This is a genomic window from Acidobacteriota bacterium, from assembly GCA_040752915.1.
Classification (GTDB): domain Bacteria; phylum Acidobacteriota; class UBA4820; order UBA4820; family DSQY01; genus JBFLVU01.
Genome location: JBFMHB010000092.1, coordinates 1 through 7,817, shown reverse-complemented (window position 1 = coordinate 7,817; position 7,817 = coordinate 1). Strand labels below are relative to the sequence as shown.

Annotated in this window: 12 protein-coding genes and 1 tRNA gene; 2 read left to right on the top strand and 11 right to left on the bottom strand. The window is 61.6% G+C overall.

Going from position 1 to position 7,817, the window contains the following annotated elements:
- Positions 1-100: 100 nt before the first annotated feature.
- On the bottom strand, positions 101-475 hold the full coding sequence (gene rpsL, locus AB1824_12340) for a 30S ribosomal protein S12 (protein MEW5765753.1): 375 nt from the start codon (positions 473-475) through the stop codon (positions 101-103).
- Positions 476-691: 216 nt separating this feature from the next.
- Here rpsL and AB1824_12335 point away from each other — a divergent pair, with 216 nt between their 5' ends.
- Together AB1824_12335 and AB1824_12330 are read left to right on the top strand one after the other, a co-directional pair.
- Positions 692-1,159 (top strand): nucleoside deaminase, encoded by a 468-nt coding sequence (locus AB1824_12335; GenBank protein MEW5765752.1) that lies wholly within the window; start codon positions 692-694, stop codon positions 1,157-1,159.
- A 44-nt stretch (positions 1,160-1,203) separates the two neighbouring features.
- Positions 1,204-1,294 (top strand) — tRNA-Ser (locus tag AB1824_12330).
- Positions 1,295-1,315: 21 nt separating this feature from the next.
- Here AB1824_12330 and AB1824_12325 read toward each other — a convergent pair.
- The 10 genes from AB1824_12325 to AB1824_12280 all read right to left on the bottom strand — a co-directional run bounded on the left by AB1824_12325 (position 1,316) and on the right by AB1824_12280 (position 7,421).
- Positions 1,316-1,933, bottom strand: a complete 618-nt coding sequence (locus AB1824_12325; GenBank protein MEW5765751.1) for a site-specific integrase — start codon at positions 1,931-1,933, stop codon at positions 1,316-1,318.
- A gap of 599 nt (positions 1,934-2,532) precedes the next feature.
- Complete coding sequence (locus tag AB1824_12320) at positions 2,533-2,763, bottom strand: helix-turn-helix domain-containing protein (GenBank protein MEW5765750.1); 231 nt, start codon at positions 2,761-2,763, stop codon at positions 2,533-2,535.
- 552 nt (positions 2,764-3,315) lie between these two features.
- Entirely contained in the window at positions 3,316-3,513 is a 198-nt protein-coding gene (locus AB1824_12315) for a hypothetical protein (GenBank protein MEW5765749.1), read from the bottom strand.
- 331 nt (positions 3,514-3,844) lie between these two features.
- Positions 3,845-4,462 (bottom strand): hypothetical protein, encoded by a 618-nt coding sequence (locus tag AB1824_12310; GenBank protein ID MEW5765748.1) that lies wholly within the window; start codon positions 4,460-4,462, stop codon positions 3,845-3,847.
- The gene (locus tag AB1824_12305; GenBank protein MEW5765747.1) at positions 4,452-4,679 is read right to left on the bottom strand and encodes a hypothetical protein; all 228 of its coding nucleotides are present in this window, start codon (positions 4,677-4,679) and stop codon (positions 4,452-4,454) included. The genes AB1824_12310 and AB1824_12305 overlap by 11 nt, the downstream gene beginning before the upstream one ends.
- Positions 4,676-4,942 (bottom strand): hypothetical protein, encoded by a 267-nt coding sequence (locus tag AB1824_12300; protein ID MEW5765746.1) that lies wholly within the window; start codon positions 4,940-4,942, stop codon positions 4,676-4,678. The genes AB1824_12305 and AB1824_12300 overlap by 4 nt, the downstream gene beginning before the upstream one ends.
- Positions 4,939-5,538: a hypothetical protein gene (locus AB1824_12295; GenBank protein ID MEW5765745.1), complete on the bottom strand. Its 600-nt coding sequence runs from the start codon at positions 5,536-5,538 to the stop codon at positions 4,939-4,941. The genes AB1824_12300 and AB1824_12295 overlap by 4 nt, the downstream gene beginning before the upstream one ends.
- 374 nt (positions 5,539-5,912) lie before the next feature.
- Positions 5,913-6,098 (bottom strand): excisionase family DNA-binding protein, encoded by a 186-nt coding sequence (locus AB1824_12290; protein MEW5765744.1) that lies wholly within the window; start codon positions 6,096-6,098, stop codon positions 5,913-5,915.
- 107 nt (positions 6,099-6,205) lie between these two features.
- On the bottom strand, positions 6,206-6,808 hold the full coding sequence (locus tag AB1824_12285) for a hypothetical protein (protein MEW5765743.1): 603 nt from the start codon (positions 6,806-6,808) through the stop codon (positions 6,206-6,208).
- Between the two features lie 133 nt (positions 6,809-6,941).
- On the bottom strand, positions 6,942-7,421 hold the full coding sequence (locus AB1824_12280) for a hypothetical protein (GenBank protein MEW5765742.1): 480 nt from the start codon (positions 7,419-7,421) through the stop codon (positions 6,942-6,944).
- Positions 7,422-7,817 lie beyond the last annotated feature (396 nt).

The following is a 7,817-nucleotide window of genomic DNA, read 5'->3' as shown; positions in this document are numbered from 1 at the left end:
TCGCTTTCTGACAAAGGCTTTCCTCGGCATGACCTGCTGCTCCTTACCCTCTTTTTCAAAGAGCAACGGCCCCCCTGTGGGGCCCGGGCGGAAACCAGGATCAGGACTTCGGCCGCTTCGCTCCGTATTTCGATCTGCCCTGACGGCGGGCATCCACGCCCGTCGTATCCAGCTTGCCGCGGATGATGTGGTAGCGCACGCCCGGAAGGTCCTTGACGCGGCCGCCGCGGATCAGCACCACCGAGTGCTCCTGGAGGTTGTGCCCGATGCCGGGGATGTAGGTGGTGACCTCCATCCCGCTGGTGAGGCGGACGCGCGCCACTTTCCGTAGCGCGGAATTGGGCTTCTTGGGCGTTGTGGTGTACACGCGGGTGCAGACGCCCCTTTTCTGCGGGTTGGAGCGGAGGGCCGGGCTCTTGGTCTTGTACTGGACCGCCTTCCGTCCCTTCCGCACGAGCTGATTGATGGTCGGCACTCTCTGCCTCCTTCCGTCGCCCTTGCGCGGAGACTTTCTCCCCGATAGGGGAAAAAGCCGCATCATCTTACACGGCGAGGGACCCAGTGTCAAGACCTATGGGTCGGCAAATGAAGGAGATCGGACCCAACATCTTGGGGCGCGCCGCCGGACCACCCCCACGGCCCCTCGCCTCCTCCGGCCCTCGTGCTATGTTTGTGGGCCAGGGAGGCCCCCATGGAGTCGCGGGACTGGATGCAACGGGCCCTTGTCCTCGCCGCCGAGGCGGGCCGCGACGGGGACGTGCCCGTGGGGGCCGTCCTCGCCTGTCCCGACGGGTCTTTCTTCGAGGGCCGGAATCGGGGCGAAACCGTTTCCCCCCTGGCCCACGCCGAGATGGAAGCCCTGTCCGCCGCCCTGGCCGCAAGGCACCGGAACGATTTGCGGCAGGCCACTCTCTACGTGACCCTCGAGCCCTGCCTCATGTGCCTCGGGGCTCTGGTCCACGCGCGAATCGGCGGCCTCGTTTACGCCGCACCGGAGCCGCGCTTCGGGGGGGTGGCCCACCTTCAAGCCCTGTGGAAGGAGGGCCGTTACCCCCACCGATTCCCCGTCGCCTCGGGCCTGATGGAGGAGGAAGCCCGCGCCCTGTTGCGGGAATTCTTCGGTGCTCGGCGCGGCGGCCTCTCCCCACCCGCCCCTTAGGGGCCTGGTCCTCCTCCCCGATTTCCTCTATAATCCCCCCCCGCGGAGAGATGGCCGAGTGGTCGAAGGCGGCGGTCTCGAAAACCGCTGTACCCCTAAAGGGTACCGGGGGTTCGAATCCCTCTCTCTCCGCCAAAATAAAGGACTTACGGGCGATCATGGGGTTCCCCCTTCGGAGGCAGAGGGGGCCATGTTTACCGATTTTTTACCAAATCGGTCCAGGGCCGTGACGGCCTCCTCCAGGAATCCGGGGGCAAGGTGGGCGTAGCGCAGGGTCGTTTCAATGGCCCGGTGGCCGAGGATTCTTTGAACGATCACCAAAGGGGTCCCGGCCATTACGAGCCATGAGGCGGAAGTATGGCGGAGGGTATGCCACGAAGCGCCCTCTAGGTCCGCCGCCTTTACGGCCTTCTCGAACGTCTTCCGAAGGCAGGAGTTGTACCGCCCGCCGAATCTTTGGAACACGAGGGCATCCCCTCGAATCCCTCGGGGGAGGGAATCCAGGGCTTGCCGGGCCGTACGGTCTAGGGGCACCCGGCGGGAGCGTTTCCCCTTCGCCCTTGCCGCTCGGATTGTGATCTGCCCGAAGGCACCCTGGGAGAAGTCCACATCGGCCCAAGTAAGGCTTAGAAGTTCGCCAAGCCGAAGGCCGGTGTGGATGCTGAAGAGAATGGCCGCGCGAACCGTAGGCTCGGAGGTTTGGGCCAAGAGGGTTTCGGCTTCCTCCGGGCTTAGAAAGCGGTCCTTCCTCGATTCAGGGCGGAAAAACTTCACCCGCGAAACGGGATTCAGGGAGCAAAGACCGCTTTCAATGCACAGGTTGAAGAGTCGTTTCAGGCGGGCGAGGCTGTTGTCCACCGACTTCTTGCAGATTGGCCGGATCCCACCTTTCCGAGGCCGGACCGCCTCCGCCGTCTTGAATCGCTCAACCTCGCCGGGGGTGATTTCCCCCAGGGTCTTCCCACCGAAGAAGGCCACCCATCCCGCCGCGAATTCCTTGTCCCGCCTGTGCGTTGTGGGACGGGTGTTGATTTCGCTCCATTGTAGGAAGGTCTTTACCGCCTCGTTAAAGGGGGTTGCCGCCTCCTTTCTCCGGTCAATATACCGACCTTCAATGATTTGCCCTCTTACGGCGTACAGGGCTTGACGCGCAAGGGTCACGGTTGGGAACCTCCGCCGGACCTTGCGCCCCTGATAGACCCATTCCGCCGCAAAGCGGGGCTTCCCATCCTTGCCCGGTGGAAGTTCGTAAAGGCCGGGCTCCAGTCGCCTCCAGGTCGTTCCTCTCAATCCACCTCCTTTCACTCCGACAGTTCCGCCTCCCGGTCCCCAGGCCGAGGGCGAACCCACTTCTAGGTGATCGGCGGAGGCTATCACTCCCCGCCCTCCATGTGCTTTGGAGTGTCCTTCGGCGGGAGCCCTCGAACGTATCGAATGAGCGCGTCGCCGTGGATGAGGTACGTCGTACCGCCGAAGGGGTGAACCGCGCCGAGTTTTCTTTCCCGTACCAGCCGACGTACCGAATCGGGCGTTACCCCTAAGATTTGCGCGGCCTCCGCCGGACTGAACACCTTTCCTTTAAGACCATCAAGATCAATCGGCATCCCACACCCTCCCAGGTCAATCTATGCCCCTGTTGCGGTGTTGACAAGTTTGCATCCTCGCGCGCGCGCGAGAATACGCGCCGTCACGTCCGATAAAAAACATTATGTCAAATCGTATCCTGTTCATTTTAAAAGACGAAGGCCATTTTCGGCCCATTCTTGGCCCTTCCGAACCTTCCGAAAGTGCCCCACCCCCATATCTTGGGGTGGGCGTCCAAGCCCGTGAGAGGCCCCAGGACGGGCGGGGGCGTGCAAACCCCCTCGCCCGTCCCTTTCCGCGATTCCTGGACCGCCTCACGGGGTCTCATGCCCGTTCCAGAGGTTTGCTCGTCCGAAACACTAAGAGGGCCGCGTGGTCAGGGTACCGCTCCGAAACGATCCGCTCGAATTCCTCGGGGGTGAGTCCGGCGGGCACGGGCTCTTTCCCGATGGATTCCACAGACCGCCAGTTGCCGGAGCCTTCGGGCTCCTCCACAAAACGGCACACGATGAAGTCCGCCCCTCGCGCCGCCGCCGTCCGGCTTAGGGCCTCAACCCGCCGTCGAAGGGAGTTCATTGGGACACCGGGCACCCTCGCCGGGCGTACCATTCCCGGAGGGTTTCTCCTTCCTGTGGCGGAGGAACCTTCTGGGCCACCCCATCCAGTTGCACGATTCGGTCCCAAACGGTCCGCATCATGTCGGGGTCGTCGAGCGAATCCACCTTGAACCCACCGGCCAGGCGTTCAAGCCGCTGTTGATGTCCATTCATTGATAGATTCCTCCATGTCGCCGATCTTCTCCCGCCTTCCTTTCGAGGGTTTCGAGCCGGTCAAGAAGGTCAGACTGTTCAAAGGCCCGCAAAAGGCCCGAGCATAGCAGGGCCACCGTCCGCGCGCGTTCTACCGTGCTAATGGTCTGATCTTCGAGGAGCGCCGCCACCTGCCCGTGAAGAACGTGAATCACATCCCGCGCGTTCTCAAGCCGCAATTCAGCGAGGCCCGGCAAGGGTTTTCGGGCGGGTTTATCCGCCGCTCTCCGCCGCCTGAGCGAATCCCTCACTGCCGCCCGCCGAAGTTCCGGGTCTTTGTAGGGCATCGGTGTTACTCCTCCCCCGAGCGCCTTGCAGGTTCGACCTCAAGGGTGGGGTGCCGCGCCACGCCGAAGTGAATCTTGCGCTTCTCCCCGAGTCGCCGGAGATAGTTCACCCGGTCCGTTCTCATCTCGGCGAGGAAGCGCCGCAGAATCTGCCCTCCCGGATGCGACACCCGTTCCCCGGCGGGGTTGTGGAACCCTCCGTCAAAGCGCCGGAGGGCGTCGTGGGCCTCTCCGAGCACAAGGGCCAACGTAGCGTAACTTCGTTCTATCCTATCCACGAGGGCGGGCATGGATTCCGCGAGGGTGTCCAATTCGGCCTTTTCCGCCTTGGACCGCTCCACGGCAAGGGCTTCGGACTTGCCGGCAATCGCTTCAACGAGGGAGGAAAGCCGTTCCTGCCAAGCGGTCCACAGGGCCTTGGTACCCTTGAGGGCCATTCCTTCCGGCAGATCCGCCCCGGTTCCAATTTCTTCATCGTCGGCTTGACGCAGGGCTTCCCTGTAGGCGATTTCTGCCGCCGCCGCCTGTTCGCGGGCCTCTTGCGTCTTTCGCCGGGCTTGTTCCGCCTGGGCGTGAAGATCGGTCAGTTCGGCCTCAAGCCTGTCCGTTGCGTCAAGGAGCATAGCGGAGCCTCCCCTTGGCCCGGCGGGCCTTGAGGAACCCGGCGGGGTCCAGTTGCGCCCAAGCGAGATCACGCCGTAAGGCCGTGAGTTCTTCGCGGGAAAGGCGGTCCATTCCATTCCGGCCTATGTCCGCGTCCACGGTCCTCTCGATCTGTGCCCTCGCCGAATCGTCCAGAGACGCCCAAAGTTCGTCAAACGCATCCGCCGCCGTCTTCATCGGGAACCGCCTTTCGGGACAAGCCGAAGGGCTTGCACTTTGGGAAGACCGGGCACCAAAGGACCGGCCCATCCGGTGAGGGTTGCACCTTTGGCGAAATAGGGGGTCAGGGCCGTCACCGCCCTTTCGGGGTGCGTGACGATCACGAGGGGCCGATGCTGATAATCCAGGACCGCCACGGCCTCACCGTCGGCCACGTCCCGCGCCGCCACAGGGACTTCGTTGGGTTTCGTTCTCTCACCCAGAAAAATGTCGTACTTCATGCGTTCTCCTTTCTGCGTTCTGTTTCAGGCGTTTGAGGGGGTGAGTACCATTCCTTTTCAATGAACCGCGACAGTTCAAGACGCCTGCGGTTGTCCTCGTCCGTGAAATCCCGCGCGTAGTTTTCCAGGTAGTTTTGAGCGTTTTCCAGAATCCGCTCTCGGTTTCCGTGCAGAATATGCGGGGGCACCCCAAGGCGGTGAAGGCTCTCCTTTAATCCCGCGTTGGGGTCCCGCGCTTTCCGCCCTGAATCGCCGGTTGATTCGAGGGCGGCGAGACGCTCCCCGATCCGCTCCAGAATGAAGCCGGGGGTTCGCGGTGGGTTCGGTGCGGAAAAAACTTCCTCCACCGCGATTAAGGCGATTTCCAGGGGCCGAATGGCGAGGAGGCCGCGTACACCATCCAAGAGGCTCCGGCGTTGGGCTCCGGTGAAGGTGTTGGGTTGTGCTTTTGCCTCAATCTCCTGAACGAGGCGGGCGGCGGGCGCGACACTCTCCGAATCCTCTACAGAAGACGATCCTGCAGGGCCGCCGCCGCCGCCTGAGGATATACGTTTGGGGATATAAGTCTGAGGACTGGGGTTCGCCAGGTGGTTCATTTGGTGGTTCGCCTTTCTGAGAATTGGCTTGTTTCATCAACCTGAAAGCCGGTCCATTTGGTGGTGCATTCGGTGGTTCGAGGGTGGTTCATTGTTTCTGAAATATCCATATGTGACATATGCGTTTGGCGGTTTGAAAAGAGGCTCTCCAACCTCACCCAATTGGTCTCAATGAACGCTTTCACCCGTCGGTGGCCCCACCCCCAACGGCGTCGAAGTTCCCGAGTCGAAGGAAGGCCTTCTCGCTCCGCATAAAGGCAGATGGATACGAGAGCCTCAAGGTCCGTGTACACGCGCCCCCGTGTCGCCTTTGGAAGGTAGTCGTAGGCAAGGCGAGTCGGAACCCGTGTAAACGACTGGTCGGATCGCACGGGCTAATTTCGCTTTTCCGCTGGGACAGCAGTTTGGGCAAGATGCCGCTCCAGGTCCGAGCGCCTGAACCTGATTCTGCGGCCTAGCCGTACAAAGGGCAGTTGTCGCCGGGCTACGGCAGTATAAACCGCTCCCCGAGTGAGTTTCAGGAGTTTTCCCGCCTCCTCCACCCTTAGGAATTCATCCATAGGCGCGTGTCTCCTTTCTTCACCGTAAATTTACGGCAAAGGGCGGGAGGCTAACAAGTGTTTAGGAATGAAAAATAAGGCTAAAATGTAATTCTTGCTAGCAAGAATTACGTTCTTGATTTTCGGAGTCTGCAGAGTATGTTTTTCACCGAGCCCCAGGTTCGGGAAGAACCATTCGGGGAGATTACTTTTTTCCTCTCAATGCGCCAACCTAACCAACCTTCATCCAGGGCTTTGTGGACCTTTCGGGCATCGTTGGATTGAATATTCTCACACAACGCCTTAAGCGACGCTTCGAAAATTGCCGCGTTCTTGGTCCACCCTCCCGCGTATCCCCCCTTTCTCTGCCCCCAGTTACTGCGGCGTGCTATCTCCGCTTCCCTTTTTCGTTGGGCATCCACCGCCTCCCACCACTTCCCCTTCCAATTGATGTGTTGACCGAATGAGTCCTCCATGCGGTCCTTCTCTTCCTTCGCCATCTGTTCAAGAAACGCTCCACGCCTCGACTTCGGTCCTCTGAATGAGGGCCTTTCAATCCAGGAGCGCCAGGGCTCGAACCATCGAACTAGGTAAAGCACCTGCGCCTGCCGATCTCCCTCTCTCGCCCTCCTCAGGTACTCCTGCTCTTTACTTAGGTAATCCTGAATGTCCGCAGGTGTCAGGGCTTCAAGCATTGCCAGGTCGGTTACTGTGAGGTATTCCTCATTCACGGTCCGGCGCTCCCCTCCAGCCTCCGAGGGGTGGGGACGGGGGCGGGGAGGTCGGAGCCGCCTCCCCCGGTCCAGGCCGTCGCCGGAACCGTTGCCCCCGTGTTACAGCCTCAAACTAACGATTCCCGCCGGGTCATTCAACCTCCGTCGCCGCTTGCCACAGCCTGTGGGCGAGGGCACGGAGCCGCGCCGCCTTCGCTCCACCGTAGTCAGCGGCCGCCACGTCCACGAGGGTGTAGAGGTCTCTCGCTTGATCCCGAAGGGGCCTTCCATCCCATTCGATGGGGTCCGGCCATTGCACCCCCTGGTGACTCGGGTCCAGGGCTTCGGCGGCCTCCAGGATCAACGCGCGGAGGGTGTCGCATTCCCACTCCTCGCTTCCAAGGGCACCCGGAGGCAAACCGAGGAAGCGCCGAGCCGCCGCCCTCTCCCCGGGAGAACGCACCTCTCGCTTCGCCCAAGCCTCCACGAAGGCCGAAGCCCCCTCGCCTGAGGGTAGGACATCCCCCGGCCCGTAAACCGCTCCATTACGGGCCAGGACGGGCACCCCGTAGGATGAAGCCGCGTGTTCCACCGTGAGCCAAAAGCCGTCCTTCACGAAGATATTGTCCATCTTCTCCTCCTCCGGTCCGGGACCGGGAAAAATGTTTACCGAATGTTTACCGAATTCCCGTAAAAAAGGGCCGATTTCTGCCGACTGGCGTATAAATTGCAGGGCAAAAAAAAGGCCTGCAATATAAGGGAAAATCAACAAGGACAAGGGGTTGCGAGAGGGCTCTTTCTCGTTCTCGAAAACCGCTGTACCCCTAAAGGGTACCGGGGGTTCGAATCCCTCTCTCTCCGCCAGAGGGCTTCTTCGAAGGCATCCCGCACAGGACGTGGTTGGAGAGGGATTCGAAGCCCAAGGGGGCGCCGCGTGACGCCCCGAGCGAGAACGCGACCGGAGAGGGAGCGTTCGCAGCCGGAGCGTCCGCGGAGGATTCCTTGGGCCGGCTTTCGCAGCCCCGCT

Bases quoted from the DNA above. Each gene is read 5' to 3' on its own strand.
- AB1824_12335 (MEW5765752.1), top strand. From the start codon at position 692: ATGGAGTCGCGGGACTGGATGCAACGGGCCCTTGTCCTCGCCGCCGAG.
- AB1824_12320 (MEW5765750.1), bottom strand. From the start codon at position 2,763: ATGCCGATTGATCTTGATGGTCTTAAAGGAAAGGTGTTCAGTCCGGCG.
- AB1824_12315 (MEW5765749.1), bottom strand. From the start codon at position 3,513: ATGAATGGACATCAACAGCGGCTTGAACGCCTGGCCGGTGGGTTCAAG.
- AB1824_12310 (MEW5765748.1), bottom strand. From the start codon at position 4,462: ATGCTCCTTGACGCAACGGACAGGCTTGAGGCCGAACTGACCGATCTT.
- AB1824_12305 (MEW5765747.1), bottom strand. From the start codon at position 4,679: ATGAAGACGGCGGCGGATGCGTTTGACGAACTTTGGGCGTCTCTGGAC.
- AB1824_12300 (MEW5765746.1), bottom strand. From the start codon at position 4,942: ATGAAGTACGACATTTTTCTGGGTGAGAGAACGAAACCCAACGAAGTC.
- AB1824_12295 (MEW5765745.1), bottom strand. From the start codon at position 5,538: ATGAACCACCTGGCGAACCCCAGTCCTCAGACTTATATCCCCAAACGT.
- AB1824_12290 (MEW5765744.1), bottom strand. From the start codon at position 6,098: ATGGATGAATTCCTAAGGGTGGAGGAGGCGGGAAAACTCCTGAAACTC.
- AB1824_12280 (MEW5765742.1), bottom strand. From the start codon at position 7,421: ATGGACAATATCTTCGTGAAGGACGGCTTTTGGCTCACGGTGGAACAC.